The organism is uncultured Rossellomorea sp., from assembly GCF_947488365.1.
Classification (GTDB): domain Bacteria; phylum Bacillota; class Bacilli; order Bacillales; family Bacillaceae_B; genus Rossellomorea.
This window is the reverse complement of sequence record NZ_CANKZT010000004.1, coordinates 117,599-138,118: the sequence shown is the minus strand read 5'-3', so window position 1 is coordinate 138,118 and position 20,520 is coordinate 117,599. Positions and strand designations below refer to the sequence as shown.

At 41.9% G+C, this 20,520-nt stretch carries 19 protein-coding genes; 10 read left to right on the top strand and 9 right to left on the bottom strand.

The features are described 5' to 3' along the window. Positions 1 to 44: 44 nt before the first annotated feature. Complete coding sequence (murB, locus tag Q1B03_RS15175) at positions 45 to 965, top strand: UDP-N-acetylmuramate dehydrogenase (RefSeq protein WP_299743030.1); 921 nt, start codon at positions 45 to 47, stop codon at positions 963 to 965. A gap of 276 nt (positions 966 to 1,241) precedes the next feature. Here the strand turns inward: murB and Q1B03_RS15170 are convergent, their stop codons facing one another. The 5 genes from Q1B03_RS15170 to Q1B03_RS15150 all read right to left on the bottom strand — a co-directional run bounded on the left by Q1B03_RS15170 (position 1,242) and on the right by Q1B03_RS15150 (position 5,065). Beyond that, on the bottom strand, positions 1,242 to 1,367 hold the full coding sequence (locus Q1B03_RS15170) for a hypothetical protein (RefSeq protein WP_299743027.1): 126 nt from the start codon (positions 1,365 to 1,367) through the stop codon (positions 1,242 to 1,244). A gap of 139 nt (positions 1,368 to 1,506) precedes the next feature. Next, positions 1,507 to 1,968 carry a hypothetical protein gene (locus tag Q1B03_RS15165; protein WP_299743025.1) on the bottom strand — a complete coding sequence of 154 codons (462 nt, stop codon included), beginning with the start codon at positions 1,966 to 1,968 and terminating at the stop codon, positions 1,507 to 1,509. Between the two features lie 69 nt (positions 1,969 to 2,037). Then, positions 2,038 to 2,925 (bottom strand): tetratricopeptide repeat protein, encoded by an 888-nt coding sequence (locus Q1B03_RS15160; RefSeq protein ID WP_299743022.1) that lies wholly within the window; start codon positions 2,923 to 2,925, stop codon positions 2,038 to 2,040. Between the two features lie 745 nt (positions 2,926 to 3,670). Further along, the gene (locus Q1B03_RS15155; protein ID WP_299743966.1) at positions 3,671 to 4,060 is read right to left on the bottom strand and encodes a VOC family protein; all 390 of its coding nucleotides are present in this window, start codon (positions 4,058 to 4,060) and stop codon (positions 3,671 to 3,673) included. Positions 4,061 to 4,138: 78 nt separating this feature from the next. Then, entirely contained in the window at positions 4,139 to 5,065 is a 927-nt protein-coding gene (locus Q1B03_RS15150) for a manganese-dependent inorganic pyrophosphatase (RefSeq protein WP_299743020.1), read from the bottom strand. Positions 5,066 to 5,241: 176 nt separating this feature from the next. Between Q1B03_RS15150 and Q1B03_RS15145 the strand changes: the two genes are divergently transcribed. Next, positions 5,242 to 5,481, top strand: a complete 240-nt coding sequence (locus Q1B03_RS15145) for a hypothetical protein (RefSeq protein ID WP_299743018.1) — start codon at positions 5,242 to 5,244, stop codon at positions 5,479 to 5,481. Positions 5,482 to 5,557: 76 nt separating this feature from the next. Here the strand turns inward: Q1B03_RS15145 and Q1B03_RS15140 are convergent, their stop codons facing one another. After that, a complete protein-coding gene (locus Q1B03_RS15140; protein WP_299743015.1) occupies positions 5,558 to 6,592 on the bottom strand; it encodes a DctP family TRAP transporter solute-binding subunit in 1,035 nt (344 codons plus the stop codon). Between the two features lie 74 nt (positions 6,593 to 6,666). Here Q1B03_RS15140 and Q1B03_RS15135 point away from each other — a divergent pair, with 74 nt between their 5' ends. From Q1B03_RS15135 to Q1B03_RS15110, 6 genes are all read left to right on the top strand, one after another. Beyond that, positions 6,667 to 8,277 carry a sensor histidine kinase gene (locus Q1B03_RS15135; RefSeq protein WP_299743012.1) on the top strand — a complete coding sequence of 537 codons (1,611 nt, stop codon included), beginning with the start codon at positions 6,667 to 6,669 and terminating at the stop codon, positions 8,275 to 8,277. Beyond that, positions 8,261 to 8,950 (top strand): response regulator, encoded by a 690-nt coding sequence (locus Q1B03_RS15130; RefSeq protein WP_299743009.1) that lies wholly within the window; start codon positions 8,261 to 8,263, stop codon positions 8,948 to 8,950. The genes Q1B03_RS15135 and Q1B03_RS15130 overlap by 17 nt, the downstream gene beginning before the upstream one ends. A 159-nt stretch (positions 8,951 to 9,109) precedes the next feature. Beyond that, on the top strand, positions 9,110 to 10,108 hold the full coding sequence (locus Q1B03_RS15125; RefSeq protein WP_299743007.1) for a TAXI family TRAP transporter solute-binding subunit: 999 nt from the start codon (positions 9,110 to 9,112) through the stop codon (positions 10,106 to 10,108). A gap of 42 nt (positions 10,109 to 10,150) precedes the next feature. Beyond that, on the top strand, positions 10,151 to 10,624 hold the full coding sequence (locus Q1B03_RS15120; RefSeq protein ID WP_299743004.1) for a DUF1850 domain-containing protein: 474 nt from the start codon (positions 10,151 to 10,153) through the stop codon (positions 10,622 to 10,624). Positions 10,625 to 10,636: 12 nt separating this feature from the next. Then, positions 10,637 to 12,802 carry a TRAP transporter permease gene (locus Q1B03_RS15115; RefSeq protein WP_299743002.1) on the top strand — a complete coding sequence of 722 codons (2,166 nt, stop codon included), beginning with the start codon at positions 10,637 to 10,639 and terminating at the stop codon, positions 12,800 to 12,802. 15 nt (positions 12,803 to 12,817) lie between these two features. Then, positions 12,818 to 13,609, top strand: coding sequence for an SDR family oxidoreductase (locus tag Q1B03_RS15110; RefSeq protein ID WP_299742999.1), 792 nt, complete (start codon positions 12,818 to 12,820; stop codon positions 13,607 to 13,609). Between the two features lie 49 nt (positions 13,610 to 13,658). On the opposite strand, the gene Q1B03_RS15105 is transcribed toward Q1B03_RS15110, so the two are convergent. Next, positions 13,659 to 14,729 carry an SDR family oxidoreductase gene (locus Q1B03_RS15105; protein ID WP_299742997.1) on the bottom strand — a complete coding sequence of 357 codons (1,071 nt, stop codon included), beginning with the start codon at positions 14,727 to 14,729 and terminating at the stop codon, positions 13,659 to 13,661. A 179-nt stretch (positions 14,730 to 14,908) separates the two neighbouring features. After that, on the bottom strand, positions 14,909 to 16,909 hold the full coding sequence (locus tag Q1B03_RS15100; RefSeq protein ID WP_299742995.1) for a penicillin-binding transpeptidase domain-containing protein: 2,001 nt from the start codon (positions 16,907 to 16,909) through the stop codon (positions 14,909 to 14,911). A gap of 467 nt (positions 16,910 to 17,376) precedes the next feature. Between Q1B03_RS15100 and Q1B03_RS15095 the strand changes: the two genes are divergently transcribed. Continuing rightward, on the top strand, positions 17,377 to 18,342 hold the full coding sequence (locus Q1B03_RS15095; RefSeq protein WP_299742992.1) for a rhodanese-related sulfurtransferase: 966 nt from the start codon (positions 17,377 to 17,379) through the stop codon (positions 18,340 to 18,342). Positions 18,343 to 18,391: 49 nt separating this feature from the next. Here Q1B03_RS15095 and Q1B03_RS15090 read toward each other — a convergent pair whose 3' ends face one another. Next, positions 18,392 to 18,925 (bottom strand): DUF6241 domain-containing protein, encoded by a 534-nt coding sequence (locus Q1B03_RS15090; protein WP_299742989.1) that lies wholly within the window; start codon positions 18,923 to 18,925, stop codon positions 18,392 to 18,394. 233 nt (positions 18,926 to 19,158) lie between these two features. Between Q1B03_RS15090 and Q1B03_RS15085 the strand changes: the two genes are divergently transcribed. After that, the gene (locus tag Q1B03_RS15085; RefSeq protein WP_299742986.1) at positions 19,159 to 20,325 is read left to right on the top strand and encodes a 3-phenylpropionate MFS transporter; all 1,167 of its coding nucleotides are present in this window, start codon (positions 19,159 to 19,161) and stop codon (positions 20,323 to 20,325) included. Positions 20,326 to 20,520: the final 195 nt, after the last annotated feature.

Here is a 20,520-nt window from a genome sequence, read left to right as displayed (position 1 = left end):
TTAACTTAGAGAAGACATAAATTACTTTATAGGACTGATATAGAATGTACAATAAGGAAAAAGTGTTTGAAGAATTATCAAAGGTGATGCATTCAGACAATATCAAACGTGACGAATTGTTAAGAGAGCATCTGTATACGAAGTTAGGCGGAAAAGCAGATTTCTTCTTAACGCCAACCACTTATGAAGAAGTGCAAAACATCGTGAAGCTGTCAAATGAAGTGGATGTTCCTTTTACTCTATTAGGAAACGGATCGAATTTGATTGTAAAAGACGGTGGAATTCGCGGGATCGTTCTTCATTTAAAGAACTTCACAGACATCAAAACGACCGATCAACTGATTGTCGCTCAAAGTGGAGCAGCGATCATCGATGTGTCAAGACGTGCGTTAGCTGAAAAATTATCAGGACTTGAATTCGCCTGTGGGATTCCAGGTACCGTTGGTGGCGCTCTATTCATGAACGCCGGGGCTTATGGCGGAGAAATCAAAGATGTTCTGGATTATTGCCATGTCGTCGACCGTGAAGGGAACTTGGTAAAGCGTACAGCTGCAGAATTGGAGCTTGATTACCGTCACAGTAATATTTCTGAAAAAGGCGATATTGTACTGGAAGCAACCTTCAGCTTGAAGCCTGGCGACTACGAAGAGATCAAGGCCATCATGGACGATCTGACAGATAAACGGGAATCCAAGCAGCCACTGGAATATCCATCTTGCGGAAGTGTCTTTAAACGCCCGCCTGGATATTTCGCCGGAAAGCTTATTCAGGATAGTGAGCTTCAAGGAACGAACTTTGGCGGCGCTGAAGTCTCCACGAAGCATGCCGGTTTCATCGTGAATAAAGACAATGCGACAGCCTCGGATTATATTTCACTCATTGAACACGTTCAAAAAACAGTGAAAGAAAAATTTGATGTGGAACTTGAACGGGAAGTACGCATCATCGGTGAAGATCTAGAATAAAAAGTCAGGAATCCTTTGATTCCTGACTTTTTTGCTTTACAGCATCTACAATCCACGTTAAAAATTCAGGACCTCCATCCTGATTCAGATGATTGAACGACTTGGAGTGATAGATGTATCCTCCCTTCTCATTCCCATGTTCGAAATGAAACTCAAGCTCTTTTGATATGTACTGAATTGCGTTCTATGGACGAATGGCAATACCTCTTTTAAACGAAAAAAACAGCCTAAAAGAGTTTTAGACTGAGCAGGGATGATTCGATTTAATTTTTCACGTTATCTTTTTTTGACAATGGGGGCGGGCTTCGTTCTACGAAATTCTCTCAGCTTTATCACTTGGGATTGAGATACTTTCGCATCCAGCTCATAGGCTTCACGAGCTTTAAAATAGAGTAACGACACAGCTAATGCCCTCCTTTATAAAATAATTAGTTTCTTTTTACCCGAAAAATTCTAAATAAAACCAAATCAGAAGAAAAAAACAGACCTTTTTTAACTTTTATAAACCCCTTCCTTTTTCACCTCAAAATGAACGCTTTTTTCAAAAGCTATAATCCCAGAGTATCTTCCATTCTCCTTCTTCCAAGGCAACATAACAGGTTTGACTGATGGTCAGTTCACCGAATTGACTGTCAAAGAATAAATCGACCTCTGCTTTTCTTACATTTTTAAACGTAAGACCTTCCTCATTAAACGTGAACTTTTCTAATTTTTCTATTTTTCCCACTTCCACCTCAAACTCATCTACCACCATATGCCCCATGAATACATGGTTCTTCGTTTGAATATATGATGACTTGGGAAACTTGTTCTGCATTTCCGGATGAAATAATTCCCATGCGTTACCGAAATCACCGGATTGTTCAAACTGATAAAACTCCTTGATGACTTCCTCTGGTGTATCAGGTTCCCGGCTTTCCCCTACTATCATGAATAGGGCCACTACGATCAGAATGGAGGCAATTACTCCAATGACCAGAGGAACCGGGCTTCTTCTTCTCATTGCTCCACCACTCCCTGTCTATAGTAATCTTTATGAGGGACTTGCTGGATGTATGAAAATAAAAGACATTTATGAGAGTGTTTTTTGAGATATCTCCTCTATTTTGTTTGTCAAATAAGTTAAATGCTCATCATTTTCAAGCATTTCAAAGATCAAAATCGATTTTTTAATATAAAGTAAGGCTTGTTCGTAATTCTCTTCCAACTCAAAATTATACCCAATATGATAATGCAGCTGTCCTAAACCGTACAAATGCTCTTCTTCAATACACCATTTTATCGCTTCCTTACAATACTTTATGGAGTCCTTGTAATTTCCTAATCGTGTTAAGACCCTTGCAATATTGTATAGCAAGCGTGTTTTAATTGATTTATCATTTAGTTGCCCGGTAGTATTTATAGCTCCTCTGACTTCCTCATAGTAATCAAGAGCTTCTTGATATTTTTCCATACCAAAATAGAAGGCACCAAAAGCAAGAAGAATCTCCATCTCCCTTTCTGACAATGCTTTCTTACTATTTGCTGTCAGGGAAAATGCTTTTTCCAGTAGTGGAAAAGCATCCTCCCAGTTATGCTCAACCTCAAATTTATAGATTCCTTTATGCCAATAAAGAAGCTGAAGATTAGCCTCTTCTTTAAAGAGTGGGTTGTTTTCTTCTGCAGCCACCATCTCCATCATTTCTGTATATCTGTGCTTGATTCTTAATTTACGCAATTGACGCTCAACCTCTTTTATGTAATCAAGACGGGGAGTCGTCCCAATTTCAAAGAAATAGTTAACATCCACTCCGAGTTTCTTTGAAATTTGATAGAGAGAAGTAGCGCTTGGATAAATGTCTCCTTTTTCAATTCGACTGATGAGAGCTTGGGTACAAATCCCGTCTGCTAATTCACCTTGAGTCAATCCAACTACTTTTCTTAGCTCTTTAATTTTTTTCCCAATAACAGAATAATCCACAGTCTCACCACCCAGAAAATATTAATATATTTATATTTTAACAGAAAACAAGCAATTTTTTTAGGGAAATCCTCACACCTGTCCTCTCAAGCCCGTAGAGCGACAATACATACATTTTAAATCTATGTTTTAATAAACCTAACGACAAATTACAATACCTTTGGACGGCACTTCTCCTTGTGGGAAGTGCTCTTTTTTTGAGGGACGGACCTCGCATTCAATTGACTATACGCAAAGGGTGCCAGGCACACAATAGAGGTTCCATGCCTGGGAGCCATTTCACAATATTAATATTTTAATAAATATAAAGATAACAGAGATATTCATAAGAAATGCCTCTATATATCAGCCAAAATCGTGCCACAACGACAATACATGCGTTCACAATCTGTGCTTTAATATACATACGACAAATTACAATACCTTTGGACAGCACTTCTCCTTGTGGGAAGTGCTCTTTTTTTTGAGGGACGGACCTTGCATTCTAATGATGATACATGAATGGTGCCAGGCACAAAAAAGAGGTTCTGTGCCTGGCACCCCATTTCACCAATATTAATATTTTAATAAATATAAAGATAACAGAGATATTCATAAGAAATGCCTCTATATATCAACTAAAATCGTGCCACAACGACAATACATGCGTTCACAATCTGTGGTTTAATATACCTAACGACAAATTACAATACCTTTGGACGGCACTTCTCCTTGTGGGAAGTGCTCTTTTTTTAGGGACGGACCTCTACTCGCTTTCATATATTTCTAGTGGAAGTCCATCGGGATCCTCAAAGAAAGTGAAACGTTTATGAGTATATGGATCTAGTCTTATTTCTTCTGTTTCAATATCCTTTTCATTTAAACGTCTTACACTCTCCTCAATATCCTCTACTTCAAATGCTAAATGGCGTAACCCTTGAGCTTCCGGATAACTTGGGCGGACCGGTGCGTCAGGGAATGAAAATAGTTCGATGATGTATTCTCCATTTAGCGCTAAATCCAGTTTGTATGAGTCTCTTTCTTCCCTGTAGATTTCTTGTTTTATTTCAAAACCAAGTTTGTTGACATAAAAGTCTTTTGAAAGATGGTAATCTAAGCAGATGATTGCGATGTGGTGGATTTTTTTGAAATTCATGGTCATGGGCCACAGGCACCTCCCGTTTTTTGTCGAAAAAAAAGAAGCAGCCAAAAGACTGCTCCTCTCAATTCTTTCTTATTTCATCGCATCCGTCAACACAGGTACGATCTGCTTCTTACGTGATACAACGCCTTTTAATAGGGCTGTATTGTTTTGAAGTGTTACATTGAATGCTTTTTCCACTTCCGCAGTTTTGCTTCCAAGAGCCAATGCCGTTGAGTCATTTTCCAGAATGTCAGTCACAACAAGTAAGAAAAGATCCAATCCTTTTTCTTTGATCATTGTTTCCATCGCAGCTTCCACTTCCGCTTGACGTCCGAATACGTCATTCACATCGACAACGTTGATTTGAGCCACTTCCACCTTCGCGTTGCCCATTGAGAATTCTTTCGCATCAAGGGTTACAAGCTCCGCCACGGATTTCGTGCTCATGTTCGCACCGGCTTTTAACATGTCCAATCCGTACACTTGAGCATCAACACCAGCGATTTCAGCCAGTTCATTCGCTGCTGCTACGTCTTCATCAGTACAGGTTGGAGATTTAAATAATAGAGAATCTGAGATGATCGCTGAAAGCATTAATCCAGCCATTTCCTTCGTTACCTCTACTCCTTTTTCCTTGTAAATCTTGTTTAAGATCGTTGCCGTACAACCAACCGGCTCTGCACGGTAGTATAAAGGGTCTGCCGTTTCGAAGTTGGCGATTCGGTGATGGTCGATGACTTCAAGAACACGTACTTCTTCGATGTCTTCTGCGCTTTGCTGGCGCTCATTATGGTCAACAAGGATAACCGTGTCGGTTTCACCGGCAACCTTTTCAACCAAACGAGGTGCGTCAACGTTAAAGTAGTCAAGGGCATATTGGGTTTCACCGTTGACTTCACCTAAACGTACAGGCTCAACGTCCATCCCGATTTTTGTCTTCAAATCAGCATATACGAGTGCAGACGTGATCGTATCTGTATCTGGATTTTTGTGTCCGAAAATAAGTGTTTTACTCATCATCATTCTCCTAACTCTATGTAATAGTCATCATTGATTTCTCTCTTTACATTTTCTTATATTACCATATTTAATAGCAAAACCGTATCCGTTGGGGAAGATTTTTTCCAGTGATTATGAAGGCAGCATTCCCAAATTCTTTGTTATACTCGGGTGAAAAGGAGGTTACAAATAACTTGGATCAGATTTTACAAGCCGTTAGAGAGTTGCAAGGGCAGATGACTCGATTTGAAAACAACATGAATGAACGCATGACGAAATTAGAAACCCGTATGGTCAAGCTTGAATCCAGAATGACCGTCCTCGAAGAAAATCAACAAGACACCCAGGATAACATCACGATTCTGATAAAAGAAAACTGGGATCACAAAAAGGAACTTCATAAAGTAAAACGACGAGTGGGAATGGAGCAATAACCAAAACTTTTCACTCCCACTCTTTCCTCTTAGATAAACTTCAGCATTAACCACCAATCACATACCTGACCACTTTTCATTCAATCTCCCTCATTAATTCCTTCCCTATTTCATCTTTGTATTCTTTATACATAGGAGCCAGCTTCTTCATCCACTCTTCTTTTTCCGAATTCAACAGAATGTGAATATCCAAATCAGTATTTCTCTTTAATTCACGCATATGGTCATCATTGATTTCTATGGAATGCCGGCGGATCCATTCAGTCGTTTGCTTCATCGCTTCTTCAATTTCCACCCGGTATTCTTCAGGCAAGTCCTCCCAAAATTCTTCGTTCATTAATACAACATAGCCTAAATAAGTATGATTGCTGACAGTAAGGTAGGATTGATGGTCATAAAGCTTCTTGGAGTAAATATTCGAAATGGTATTTTCCTGTCCATCTATAAATCCTACTTCTAAGTTCTCGTATGTTTTATTAAAAGGCAGGTGACTTACGGCAGCCCCCATCCTTTGATATTGATCTTTTATCACCTCACCCGGCATTGTACGGAAGTGGAGCCGATTGAAATCACCCGGCCTGATCAAGGGTCGCTGACTATTGGTGATTTGTTTAAATCCGTTATACCAAAAGGTAATCCCCTTCACGTTTTCTTGTTTTTCTACCTTTTTAAGTAATATATCTCCTATATTCCCCTCAAATGCCCGTTGAACATCTTCATAACTATTAAACGCAAAGGGTAAGTCGAACACACTATACTCAGGAACATAAGCAGAGACTTTAGACGTGGCAGGGATAATCATTTGAACATTATTATTTTCAAGGGCATTCCATTCACTAATATCCGAATAGAGCGAGCCGTTTGGGTAGATTTCAACCTTCACTTTTCCCTTGGTATTCTTTTCTACTAGTGCTTTAAAACGCCTGATTGCTTTTCCTTTCGGTGTGTTTTCGGAAACAACATGACTGACTTTAATGACGATGCCATCTTTCAGCTTTTCTTGATCGTCATCATATTCCGAGGTAAAGCCGGTCTGAGATTGAAATCCAACAAAATAGGCTGTAGCAATTCCTGTTAAAATAAACAACCCTATAAAGAAAAATGTTTTCATTATGGGACCTCCCCTCTCTCCGTTCTATTAAAAATGGTACAATAACTTTGAATGAAGAGGAAGGAATATTCAGAATGAATCGAAAACAAATGCCCATCCGTTGGAAAATGACGATATTATCCTTTGGTGTAGTCCTGTTTGCGCTAATCATTGGATTTATTATATTTGTAGGAAAAGCGATTGAAATGAAGAAAGAAGAGTTAGGAAACCAGGCACTTATTACAGCTAGAACAGTAGCGAATCTTCCAACTGTACAAAGCCATCTCGAGGATTCCGGAGGATGGGGTGAAATCCAGCCCATTGTAGAAAATATCAGGACTGTAAATGGCTCTGACTATATCGTCGTCCTCAATATGAACCGGATCCGTTACTCACACCCGTCTGATGAGCAGCTTGGGATCATTTCTGCCGGAAAGGATGAAGGTCCTGCTTTTGCCGAGCATAGTTATGTGACGACAGCTAAGGGGGAAATCGGTACGGCGGTCAGGGGGTTCGTTCCGATCATGAACGATCAGCACCAACAAATAGGTGTGGTCATTGTAGGCATCCTGCTCCCTTCTACACTCGATATAATAAGGAATCTCCAAAATGAACTCATCATTATAGGTGCCATCACTCTCCTGTTCGGCATCATTGGTTCTTGGTTACTGGCAAGACAAATAAAGAAAGATACCTTTCACCTGGAACCTCATGAAATTGGAAAACTTCTGGTGGAAAGGACCGCTACTTTTCAAGCCATGAATGAAGGGATCATTGCCATTGATAATCAAAAAAGGATCACCGTCTTTAATGAGAAAGCCAAAGATATATTGGTGTTAAATGGAGATCCAACCGGAAAATCCATTCAAGAGGTACTTCCTTCTTCAAAATTACCGGACGTGTTACACAAGAAGGAACCGATTTATCATGAGGAAATGAGATTAGAGAATAAGATCGTATTAAGCTCCAGGGTTCCTATTCTGGTAAACGGGGACATTGTCGGAGCCGTCGCCGTGTTTCAGGATCGAACGGAGATGACTCAACTGGCAGAAGAGCTGACTGGAGTGAAAGAATTCGTTGAGGCATTGAGGGTCCAAAATCACGAACACCAGAATAAATTACATACCGTTGCCGGTCTGATTCAATTAGAAGAAGGAGAGAAAGCTCTCGATTATATCTTTCTATCCTCTCAAGAAGAGGAAAATCTCACCACCTCCCTGACACGGCAGATCAAGCTTGATAGTTTGACAGGATTACTATTAGGCAAGATCAGGAGAGGAAATGAAATGGGGATAGAAGTAAAGATCGATCCCGATAGCTATCTATCATTCCTTCCCCCTCTTCTGGATGAACATGATTTTGTCATTATCTTAGGTAACCTGATTGAAAATAGCTTTTATGCCCTAAAAGATTCTGAAGAATATACCAAGGTCATTCATGTCTATTTAAAAGAAGATCTGGACACTTTTCATATTGAAATAGAAGATAATGGAGCAGGAATGACGAAAGAACAGCTTCCCCACTTATTTCAAAAAGGATACACTACCAAAGGAAAAAATGGCTCAGGAATCGGACTCTACTTGATTCATAGCATTATAGAGAAAGCAGATGGTCATATTAAAGTGGAGTCAACCCCTGGTGAAGGGACGTTATTCCAACTTACTTTTCCAATGAATGGAGGGAACAATCATGAAGGAACCGATTAACGTATTACTTATTGAAGACGATCCCATGGTTCAGGAAGTCAATCGAATGTTCATAGAACGTGTACCGGGCTTTACAGTGTGTGCCATTGCGGGAAATGGACAGGAAGGTGCGGAGAAGGTTTCTTTCTATCAGCCTGACCTTGTCCTTCTGGATAACTTTATGCCTAAACAAAATGGTCTTGAAACCTTACAAGCTTTCCGGCAGCAGGATACAGACGTGGATGTAATTGTCATATCTGCTGCACAGGATAAAGAAACCATCAAGATGATGATGAGATTAGGAGTATTCGATTACATCATTAAGCCTTTCAAGTTTGAACGATTGAAACAAGCTCTTGAGAAATACCAAATGTTCAAACACCGAATGACAGGAGAGGGACCCGTGGGACAGCAGGAATTAGATCAGCTTCAGGGTGTTCCCTCCCCCATTGAACCACAGGAAAAGAAAGAAGAATTACCAAAAGGATTGAACCAGCAAACGTTACAGCAGATCATTCAATTTATAAAAGACCAAAAAAGCCCCTTATCAGCAGAAGAAACCGCTGAAGGAATCGGCATCGCCCGTGTAACAGCCCGAAGATATTTAGACTATTTACAGAAATCAGGCCAGGTTCAAATCACGATCGAGTACGGTGGAATTGGGCGTCCAATCAATCGATATCAATGGCAGTAAATAAGAATGAGGCGAAAGGTGGATGCCTCATTCTTTTTTATTCTCCTCAATCGCACTCCCAGACCAAAAAGACCAAAACGTCCTTTAAGTTCTAAATATTCTCATTTTAATATGTAAGCGTTACCATATTTAATAGGTAACGTAAAGGAGGACGAAACGATGAAAAAATTAAAATGGATTTCGATGGTAGCCATCATTTCATTATTATTGGCGGCATGTGGCAGTGATGGTGCAAGCGGAGACGATTCAAGCAGTGGCGATGACTCTTCCAGCCAATCAATCGTATTTGGGACAGGTGGAACGTCCGGTGCTTATTATGCGATTGGCGGATCACTTAAACCAATTTTCGAGGAAAGTGATTCGATCGGGAATGTAACAGTAGAATCGACAGGAGCTTCTGTAGCCAATATCCAGAACATTACAGACGGTCTAAATCAAATGGCGATTGTCATGAGTGATGTTGCTTATGATGCAGTAGAAGGAAAAGGACAGTTCGAAGGCAATAAAGTAGAGGTTCAGGCGCTTGCGGGCATGTACCAAAACGTTGTACAGGTAGTCGCTATGTCTGATAGCGGAATTAAGAGTATTGAAGATTTAAAGGGTAAGAAAGTGGGAGTCGGCCAGGTAGGTTCCGGCGTGGAACAGAGCGCTAAGAAAGTATTGGAAGCGGCCGGCTTAACGTATGATGACCTTGAAAAAGTCACTCACACAGGGTACGCGGATTCAGTACAGGAAATGAAAAATGGCACACTTGACGCTGCATTTTTCACTTCAGGTGTACCGAACAGCAATATTACAGACCTTATGCAGCAAAATGATGTATCGTTTGTTGAAATCAAAGGAGATCTTGCTGATAAGCTAATGGAGAAATATCCGTTCTATAAAACATTTACGATTGAGTCAGGAGACGAGGCAAAATATAATCTGGATTCAAAAGTTGAAACCGTCGGGATTCAAAATATGCTGATTGTATCGAAGGATGTAAGTGAAGACACAGTATACGACTTAACAAAACGTTATTACGACTACTTAGGAACAGACGCAGTTGCGGTTGCACCGCTTAAAGAAGTCAACCGGGATGAAATGGCGAAGGGTCTCATAACTCCCCTGCACCCGGGAGCGAAGAAGTTTTATGAAGAAAAAGGATTACTGGAATAATAGAGAAAGGGCATCAATCCTGGTGCCCTTTTCATTCTATCTATGAGAAAAAGATTTCTGGGCGCCTCTGCCCTTCTCCTTCTTACCCTTCTCGCCATTGTCCCGATGAACACGATCATCTTATCCTATGAGAATAAAAATATAGTCGTGCAGCCTGTTTTCAACCAAAAGGAAGTATCCATCCGCTGGACACATTCTGTTGAAAAAGAAGATTGGGAAGAATTTTTTCACATTAAAGATACTACCATCACCTTGACCTCCACCCGTTTCAAAACGTTTGGTGCCGGTGTTCCGGACCATGCAGGCGAAGACACATATATTAAAGACGGATGGGTGTATATGACGAATATCCATCAATCGATTGGAGACTCATTGCGCTTCCAGACAGGTAAGAATACGAATCATCGAATTTCATTCAATGAACGAACTCTAGTACTCGATTCTCAGCGGTCCTACCAATTATCGGTGAGGTCCGTCCCTATGTATCAACTGATTTATATGATTGTTAATGATTAAGCGAGGTGACTCATGATGAGAAAACAAAAGAACACATCTGTGGAAGAGTTGGATCGGGAGGGAAATACGAGAAGCCAGTTCCCCAAGGTGATCGGTTTATTTATTTTAGTAGTGGCAGCCGGGATTGCACTCTTCCACTTATACACGTCTTATGCAGGTGCATTAGTCGATGTAAAGCAGCGAAGCATCCACTTATATGGCTTAATGGCGATTGGATTTATCCTGTACCCTATTATTAGTAAAAAGAAAGGCCACCCTGTTCCATTTTATGACTATATCTTAAGCGGGTTGTCCTTATTCGTTGGTATTTATCTGTTATTCAGTGCGGAGCGCATCATTAAAATGGGGGGACAAATCAACGATACCGATTTCATCGTCGGGATACTCGTCATTGTCCTTCTTCTCGAACTGACAAGGCGTGTGACCGGATGGGGCTTGACCCTTCTTGCCCTTGGATTTTTAATCTATGGTCTCTATGTAAAGCTGGCCATCTATCCGGAATTGAATTCTCAAATCACATTGACTGTGACAAAGAAAATGATTTCCCAGCTTGTTTACATTACGGAGGGGATCCTTGGTACAGCGATCGGCGTCTCGGCAAGCTACATCATTCTCTTTATCTTGTTTGGAGCATTCCTTAGCCGCTCCGGCATGGGGAAATTATTCAATGACCTTGCACTGGCAGTCGCTGGTCATACAAAAGGCGGGCCTGCTAAAGTTGCCGTTATCGCCAGTGGATTTCTCGGTTCCATTAATGGTTCGGCTGTTGCCAATGTCGTGACAACAGGGGCTTTCACCATTCCATTGATGAAAAAAATCGGCTATAAGAAAGAATTTGCAGGAGCGGTTGAATCAGCGGCAAGTGTCGGTGGGCAGATCCTCCCTCCCATCATGGGTGCAGCCGCCTTCATTATGGCAGAGAATCTGAATATTCCTTATACCAAAGTGATCTTGGCAGGTATCATCCCAGCACTGCTATTCTACATCGGTATCCTGCTTCAGGTGCACTTTAGAGCTTCCAAACGCGGATTGCATGGGGTACCGAAATCAGAACTTCCATCCGTGAAAGCCGTTTTGGCCGAACGGGGACATTTGATCATCCCGATGGTGATTCTCCTGTACTTATTATTCTCAGGAAAAACACCGTTCTACGCTGCGTTCTGGTCGATTTTGGCAACGATTATCATTTCTGGTTCGAAGCAGGTCCTGGCGTTATCAGCCCTTCTCGGAGTATTTTTCATTTTCCAACCACAGGTCAATGGCATCCTTTCAGGAGAAGGCATCCCTCCCCTCAAAAACGGATGGTGGGAACTCCTGTTGATTGTGGTAATTCCATTAGTCATCAATCTCGTTAGGAAAACCAAAAACCTGGAAGCCGAAGAAATAGGCTTAAAGGATTGCGTACAAGCATTGGAAGAAGGAGCGAAAACGACGATTCCGGTTGCAGTCGCCTGTGGTGCTGTTGGAATCGTCGTCGGAATTGCTTCACTCACTGGAGTTGCACTGGAGCTCGCAAACAGTATTGTCGGTATTGGTGAAATGATTGACAGCCCGCTCCTTCAGCTCGTTATTACATTACTGCTGACAATGGTCACTTCCATCGTGCTGGGAATGGGCTTACCAAGTATCCCAACCTATATCATCACGAGTACGATGGCAGCACCTATCCTTTTACAGCTGCCATTGTTCCGTGAATTGGCCGGATCGACGGAAACGGCCGTGTTTGTTGCTCACATGTTCGTGTTCTACTTTGGAATCTTTGCGAATATCACCCCGCCTGTCGCCCTGGCAGCGTTTGCCGGAGCAGGCATCAGTGGCGGTGACCCGACTAAGACCGGATTCCAGGCGATGAGACTTGCGATTGCAGGGTTTATCGTGCCGTTTATGTTTGTGTTTTCCCATGAAATGCTGATGGTTGATGCATCTGTTACGAGTATTCTTGTCCTGACCGTTACATCTGTTATCGGAGTGTTCCTGTTGTCGGTTTCCATCGAGGGTTTTTTCAAGAAGAAAATCCCTGTCAGTATGCGCTTGATAAGTGCAGTAGCCGCTTTTCTCCTGATCTATCCTGGCTGGATGACGGATATCATTGGCTTCACCGTCTTCGTCTTTGTTCTGTTTTGGAATTACCAAGGAAAGGGTAAACCGATGAATAAGGAGATCAATATTCCCAATTAAACGAGGTGGATTTTAATGGATTTTGGCTTAAAAAATAAAGCAGTGATTGTCACTGCTTCCAGTAAAGGATTAGGAAAAGCAACGGCACTCGAGCTTGCAAAAGAAGGAGCTCACGTGCTTATTTCCAGCCGAAATGAACAAGAGCTTAGATCTACTGCAAAAGAAATCATTGAACTGTCCGGGAATCACCAAGTCTATTTTGCAACATGTGACATGACGAAACCAGGAGACATTCAAGCACTCGTTGAAACAGCGGTAAATAAACTTGGAGGAGTCGACATTCTCGTCAACAACACAGGAGGTCCACCTGCAGGGGGCTTCCAGCAATTCGATGATGAAGACTGGCAATATGCCTTTGAGCTTAACCTGCTCAGCTATATCCGGACCATCAGAGAGGTTATTCCCCATATGAAAAAGAATAAGGGCGGACGGATCGTCAATATCGCTTCTTCCTCCACGAAGCAGGCAATTGATGGTCTGATTCTATCCAACACCTTCAGAACAGGTATCGTCGGCTTATCGAAGAGCTTATCAAGGGAACTGGCCCAGGATCATATTCTTATCAACACGGTGGGTCCAGGTAGAATCGCAACAGAACGAGTGGCTCAGTTGGATCAATTAAACGCAGATAAACAAAATGTTTCTCATGAGGAATTTAAGAAGCAAAGTGAAAAAGCGATTCCGATGGGAAGGTACGGCGAGCCTGAAGAATTTGCCCGGGCCATTACCTTCTTAGTTTCAGACGCCAACACTTATTTAACCGGTCAATCCCTCGTCGTTGATGGCGGATTGGTTACCGCACTATAAAAAAGCAAAGCCCCAATGGCTATTACCATTGGGGCTTTGCTTATTCTGTTTATACCGTAACTTTCCCACCGTTAGGCTCGCAACCCATCCGTATGATCATCTCAATCGTCTCATTCGACATATCCAAATGGGACACCCCGGTACCTTTCATCAGGTCTTGAGTATTGCGATCATCAAACGTCAACGCCCCTGCCAGATACACCTTGAACACATCAATCAAGGTATTAAGCTTTACTTCCTCTTCATCTAACTCATACTCACCCGTGTTTTCAACGACCGATAAGTTCTCAAATTGAAGAGCTTCTTTTAACATCTTCAAAAGCTCGATGTTCTCAGGAGGATTCGGATTCGTAATATGATAGATTTTGTTCGCTTGGGCTTTTTCTGGAGCCAGGCTTAGAATGTCCGCAACATAATCCACTGGAACAAGATTGGAAGTACCGTTTTTCGCAGCAACCAGTCTGTAGGTCCGCTCTTCTCCCTTGCGCCTTGCCGTCTTACGCTTGAACACCCCGAGAGCACGCATGAATCCGTACAGTGTGAATTGAGAGTCCGCTTCCCCCGTTTTAGAATCTCCTACAATAATAGCCGGGCGGAAAATGGACACATCCATTTTGTCTCGATAAGAAAAAACAAGATGCTCCGATTTCACTTTGCTCTCCTCATATGGATTATGGAACTCTCCATTTGTTGGATAGAGCTCTTCAATCCCTTTATTCAGCTTCCCGACCGTGTAAGCCGTACTCACATAATAAAACTTCTTCACTTCTAGAAGTGAAGCCAATTCAAGGATATGCTTGGTCCCATCGTAATTAGCAGCAAACAATTCATCACGCAATTCCAAATCAAACTTTACCAGGGCAGCGAGGTGATAAACCGCATCAATTTTTCCCGTTAACCATTCAAGGTCATCCCTGCTCAGGCCGGCATTGGGAATGGTAATGTCCCCTTGAAATATGTGAATTCTCTTTTGCTCATCCGCTTCAAAGGAATCTCTTAATCTTTCAGCCTTCTCTACATTTCTCACTAAAATATAGACTTCGTTCACTTTATTTTGTAAAAGGTTCTTGATGAGCCTTCCACCAAGGAAACCTGTCGATCCCGTTAAAAATAAATTCAAATTGATCACTCCTGTTGAATTTCAACCTCAAGGGCTATTTTGTCTATCATAGCACATATTGAAAGCGGAATCGTTGTGAATGAGAGAGTTGGAACATGATGTCAAAATGCGGAGCTTTAATAGAAAAAAAACGGTGAGACTATGCCTGCTCACCGTTTTTGATTCATTTTCTTTCAACTTCACCAGCTATCATAAAATCTCTTCGTCACTTCTACCGTATGCGTACTACCTCCCGCATCTTCTACATCTTCAAGAAGCATGGCAAGGAGCATCGTCGGGTCATTTTGATCATAGGATACAAATAATCCATTTTCAGTCCCGGTTGTCCCCTGTTCAGATTTGATTTCTGCCGTACCGGTTTTACCGGCGATTGCTTTCCCTTTTACACTCGCTTTTCCGGCAATTCCTTCCGTGACAACTTTTCGCAAATCTGTTTTCAGCATGTCAGCTTGTTCTTTCGTCAGTAAGTTTTCCTTCCAAACCTCATGTTCTTCATCCATTAGAAGCCTCGGTTTCATCATTTTTCCATCATTGATGATGCCGCCATAGGCGCTGGCAAGATGTACGATACTCATGAGAACTTCACCTTGACCAAAGGCTGAATCGGCCAGTTGGACCTCTTTGGAGATTGTTCCGTCATTTGAAATCTGTGATTTGTAAATCGGATAGGAAGATGGGATCTCCTCACCAAAACCAAAGTCTTTCAAACCGGCGATAAAGGTTTCTGCCCCCATCTCCAACCCGACTCTTGCGAAATAAATATTATCCGAGAATTTCAACGCACTTTCTAAGTCAACCTTACTGTCATTGTCAAATACACGGACGACCTTGTAATTTCCCCAAGAATCATCCTTTTGCCACTTCTTCCCCTTAATATCATAGATTTTATTTGGATCTAACTTTCCGGATTTCAATCCAACGGAAGCGGTGATCCCCTTCATGGTTGAACCGGGAGAATAAGCAATAGGGAAACGATTACGGAATGGCTTTTTCGGGTCATCCGCAAGTTTCTTATACTTCTCAGAAGATATTCCCAGTACAAGCTCATTTGGATTATAAGCAGGTGTGCTGACAAGGGCCAGTGCTTCACCTGTTTGCGGATTAAGAGCGGCAGCTGTTCCTGTTTCACTCTTCATCTGTTCATAAAGCTTCTTTTGCATTTCGGCATCGATGGTCAAGGTGATGTTTTTGCCATCTTCCACCGGTTGTTCTGCAACGGTGACTACTTCTTCAGATTCTTCTTTTTTTAAATAAATCCGCTGTCCATCTTTTCCTCGCAACTGATCTTCATATACTTCTTCAGCACCGCTGAGACCCATTAATGACTGAGCTGTATAGCCTTCACCTTTTAGTTTCTCCAGCTTTTCTGCAGTCAGCTTTCCAATATATCCGGTCAGGTGGGCGGCAGCTTCTCCGTATGGGTATTCTCTTGCAGGCACCCGCTTAGAGTACAGACCGCCTAATTCTATAACTTCCAGAGCTAAAGGTCGCTCAGTAAGGGCGATCTTTTTAATCGGCACAAAAAATTCCGGTTTCACCCAGCTCTGATCAAGCTTACCCTGTATGGATTCCGCTGACATATCGAGCAGGGATGAAAGCTTCTTTAAGTCACTCTCGTTAAACTCTTTCGGTACGATCCCCAGTTCAAATGCTTCTCCATTCATCGCAAGGGGCTGTTGATTCCTGTCAAGTATATCTCCACGCTTGGCGGTAATACTTTCTACGCCTACTTTATCTCCCTTTTCCAATTCCGGCAGGATAAAAGAAGGCTCCCATTCTACAAACCAATTTTCATCTTCACCCTGTTTTTCTTTTGTTAAAGTGATTTCTTTATCATAGGAAACCTGACCAGCCAAAGTATTGAACGAAATAGTCAAAGGAAATCCCGCTTTTGTTTCTTTGTCCCAGTCCACTTCTTTTTCCGGCTTTTCAAAAGATACCTTTACATCCTTCACTTCTAAATCTTCATAGATGTCCTTGTATCTCGTGACGAAATCTGCTTTTTTGAACGAATCTTGAGTGGAAGTGTTTAGATACCCGTCAAACATATGATCGAACTTTTCTTTATTCCAAAGATCGACGTATTCCTGCAAGCGATCATCAGGCTTAGGCTTTTCTTGACATCCGGCGACCAACAGGCTAGCAACTAAGAGACAAAACAGCATGACTTTTCTATACATATGTACTGACAACCCCTATATTAGACTTTTCATCTCACTTCTAATTCTTTCAAAAATAACAAATTTTTTCAAATTTAATGTATCTATATGCTTGTATCTCTCGGTTATGATGATGACCTGAAAGGGGAGCGAAATTTGTCGTATATTGATAAGTGGCAGATATATCAGATTTTTGGCAGATAAAATGAAAATATGGAAGATATATTTTCAAATATGGCACGTAAATCCGAAATACGGCAGATAAATCTCAAATACGGCCCATAACACTCCGGAAAAGCCGATTATGCGCACCTCTCCCCCTCCAAAAAACCAAAATCCACCACTTTTTCCTCACAATCCCCAGCTTTTCTCCACCATACATAATGCATTTCTTTAAAAATTTGTTATAATAGTACATCGTAAGAGTAATAAGGAACAGAATCCTAAGATTATATCTTGCAAATATATATCGATAGGTGGAAATAAACATGAAAAATTATCGAGTACTACTGTATTACAACTATGTAGCCATTGAGAATCCCGAGGAGGTTACGGCCCAGCATAAGCAATTGTGCGAGGAGCTTGGCCTTATGGGACGCATCCTGATTTCATCTGAAGGAATCAACGGAACATGTTCCGGTACGATTGAACAGACAGATGCATATATGGAAGCGATGAGAAAGGATCCTCACTTCTCCGACACAGTGTTTAAGATCGACGAAGCAGACGGTCATGCCTTCAAGAAATTGAAAGTTAAGCACCGTCCAGAGTTAGTGACACTTCGTCTTGAAGATGATGTGAATCCGAATGAACTCACAGGTAAATACCTTGAACCAAAAGATTTCTTTGAACAAATCCAGCAGGAAGATACGATTCTTCTTGATGCACGTAATGACTATGAATATGAATTGGGACACTTCAGAGGAGCCGTGAAGCCGGATATCAAAAACTTCCGTGATCTTCCGAATTGGGTCCGTGATAATAAAGATAAACTGGAAGGCAAGAAAATCATCACGTATTGTACAGGTGGTATCCGTTGTGAAAAATTCTCAGGCTGGTTAGTGAAAGAAGGCTTTGAGGATGTGGCTCAGCTTCACGGTGGAATCGTCACCTATGGCCAGGACCCTGAAGTTAAAGGTCAGCTATGGGACGGTCAGCTTTACGTATTCGATGAGCGTATCGGTGTTCCTGTAAACCAGACAGAGCATGTCGTTGTCGGGAAAGACTTCTACACAGGTGAACCTTGTGAACGCTACGTAAACTGTGCGCACCCGCCTTGTAACCGAAAAATCCTTTGCTCTGAAGAAAACGAGCATAAATATATGAGAAGCTGCTCAGATGAGTGCCGCAAGAGCCCTGAAAACCGCTATATTAAAGAGCATGGTTTGACGGAGGAAGAAGTGGCAGAGCGTTTGGCAGTGATTGAGAATGAAAAGGAAACAGCAACAATCTAATTAATACTAAAAAAGAACCGTCTGCAATGAGCCGGTTCTTTTTTAGTATTTATCGCTTCTCTCTCTTCTGACTCTCCATATACTTCTTTTCTTCCTTAGTCGACAGCAATCCTGTTGCTCTTCCGATATTCCCGTTTCTCATTCTCCAAACGGCATTATGATCGCTGACTGCATCTGAAAAGTCTCCTTCTTTCCAGCTTACTAAGATTTCGTTGTAGGTATGTTCATGCTTATATTTGTTAATCTCTAATTGTGAAAGCAAGTAATCGATTCGTTCATCGGTGATTTTAAAGTACGACCATTTTTCATCTGCCTCAACCTTTTGATGACTCATCGCGTGTATGTATTGTTGGATCAGATCTTCACTTAGCGGCGTCTTTACTTTTTCCCCGAATGGGTTTTCCTTCCCCGTTTTGGTTTGTGGTGCAGTGGTTTCCACACCAGCGGTAGAGACTACGTCAGTCTGGGTTGTATCTTCATTGGTGCTGGTATTGTTTAAACTGCCTACGGCGATATACACTCCGATGGCCGTTAAGAGCAGGACGCTTCCCACTATAATGATAAATGATTTTTTTCGTAGCACGATGATACTCCCCCTGTATGCTATGGAATCTGTGTTTTTTCTGTAGTACTTCCTTCTATATATTAGGCTAAATGTCCTGCAAGGATCTGTAAACGAATTGTAATACTACCATATTTTTCTTTGATACTAAAGAGATAGTCGCTAAGTTGGTTGTATTCCCCATCTAACTTCTATATAATTACTCAATGTTTGTAAATTGATTTCCAGTCTACATAAAGGGAGTTTTGATAGATTTGAAGAATCAGACGTGGTTGTCCGTTCAATTCTTTACGATTTTTTTCACTTGGGGAATTTTCATACCTTATTGGACAGCGTGGCTGGTGGAAAGTAAGGACTTTTCCATTTCGGCTGCAAGTACGGTGATTGCAGTTGGGATGATTGCGCGGTCGTTTTCGAGCTTTTTCTTATTTCCAAAATTGAGTCAGACGGTTGCATTGGGACGACTTGCTCGTTGGCTGGTATTGATTTCCGGGGCTTCATTGCTGCTGTTCCTGCCTATGAATTCGTTTGGGATGATTTTGGTTTGCATGGTGTTATTCAGCCTTGTTTATCCGATGCTGCTTCCCATGGTTGAGAGCATGGCGGCTGTGATGATGAAGGAAGATGGCATCGATTATGGCCGGAGCCGTTCGTGGGGATCAATTGGATATACGGTTGCGCTGCTTGCGGTTGGATTTTTGACGTCACTTTTTACCGAGGGTGCCGTGATTTATCTGTTATTCGGTGGGATTGTGGTGATATTACTGTCTTCTCTTGCGAAGCTGCCTCAGTCCATGAGCGGGACCCGTGGTCAGGAGAAGCTTTCGTATCGCGGATTGCTGAAATCCCGTAAGTTTGTCTGGGCAATGGTGATTGTCGTGTTGATTCAGGGTGCTCATGCTTCTTACTATAATTATGGTGTCCTTTATTTAAAGGAATTAGATGTAAGTTCTTTATATATAGGTGTTATTTTAAATGTTGCCGTTCTATCTGAAATTCTGTTCTTTACGTTTTCAGATCGGTTATTAAAAGGCAAGAGCATTTCCATTATGTTTATGATTGCAGCAGGGGCTGCTGTGACGCGTTGGACTTTGTTGTTCCTGTTCCCCAGCACCCCTGTGTTCATCTTTACCCAAATCTTTCACTCTCTAACCTTCGGATTGACACATTATGCATTTATGCGATTGATTTATGAAGAATTGGAGAGCAAAGACATCCCGGCTGCCCAGGGAGTGTATACGTCGTTGGGTATGGGATTGAGTACCGCGATTCTGACGTTTATCGGTGGATTCCTGTATGATATCTCGCCTGGTTCTGCGTTTCTTGGAATGGCTGTGGTAGTAGTTCCATGCGTGGTTCTTGGTGGATGGATGTATTGGAAGTATGATCGAGTGGCGGATGGTGTGTTTAGTTATAAATAGAGTTTGTTGGGAGGCCGTTCAGGATGTGGATTCTGGGCGGTTTTTTTATGTGAAGATGTTGGTGTACACGGTGGATTTGGTGGAGCCCTCCGTTTTGAGGTTGAGGGATTGCAGGATTAGTGTGGCTGATCTAGGCGATGACAGGTTCAGGAAGTTTCGCAGTTCCTGATTGGTGATGGTGGGTTTGGTGAGGAG

What these genes read in the sequence shown, in the direction of transcription:
- Q1B03_RS15150 (WP_299743020.1), bottom strand. Translation starts at nt 5,065, where the DNA reads ATGAGTAAAACACTTATTTTCGGACACAAAAATCCAGATACAGATACG.
- Q1B03_RS15120 (WP_299743004.1), top strand. Translation starts at nt 10,151, where the DNA reads ATGAGAAAAAGATTTCTGGGCGCCTCTGCCCTTCTCCTTCTTACCCTT.
- Q1B03_RS15155 (WP_299743966.1), bottom strand. Translation starts at nt 4,060, where the DNA reads ATGAATTTCAAAAAAATCCACCACATCGCAATCATCTGCTTAGATTAC.
- Q1B03_RS15100 (WP_299742995.1), bottom strand. Translation starts at nt 16,909, where the DNA reads ATGTATAGAAAAGTCATGCTGTTTTGTCTCTTAGTTGCTAGCCTGTTG.
- Q1B03_RS15140 (WP_299743015.1), bottom strand. Translation starts at nt 6,592, where the DNA reads ATGAAAACATTTTTCTTTATAGGGTTGTTTATTTTAACAGGAATTGCT.
- Q1B03_RS15095 (WP_299742992.1), top strand. Translation starts at nt 17,377, where the DNA reads ATGAAAAATTATCGAGTACTACTGTATTACAACTATGTAGCCATTGAG.
- Q1B03_RS15135 (WP_299743012.1), top strand. Translation starts at nt 6,667, where the DNA reads ATGAATCGAAAACAAATGCCCATCCGTTGGAAAATGACGATATTATCC.
- Q1B03_RS15115 (WP_299743002.1), top strand. Translation starts at nt 10,637, where the DNA reads ATGATGAGAAAACAAAAGAACACATCTGTGGAAGAGTTGGATCGGGAG.
- Q1B03_RS15165 (WP_299743025.1), bottom strand. Translation starts at nt 1,968, where the DNA reads ATGAGAAGAAGAAGCCCGGTTCCTCTGGTCATTGGAGTAATTGCCTCC.
- Q1B03_RS15130 (WP_299743009.1), top strand. Translation starts at nt 8,261, where the DNA reads ATGAAGGAACCGATTAACGTATTACTTATTGAAGACGATCCCATGGTT.
- Q1B03_RS15110 (WP_299742999.1), top strand. Translation starts at nt 12,818, where the DNA reads ATGGATTTTGGCTTAAAAAATAAAGCAGTGATTGTCACTGCTTCCAGT.
- murB (WP_299743030.1), top strand. Translation starts at nt 45, where the DNA reads ATGTACAATAAGGAAAAAGTGTTTGAAGAATTATCAAAGGTGATGCAT.
- Q1B03_RS15125 (WP_299743007.1), top strand. Translation starts at nt 9,110, where the DNA reads ATGAAAAAATTAAAATGGATTTCGATGGTAGCCATCATTTCATTATTA.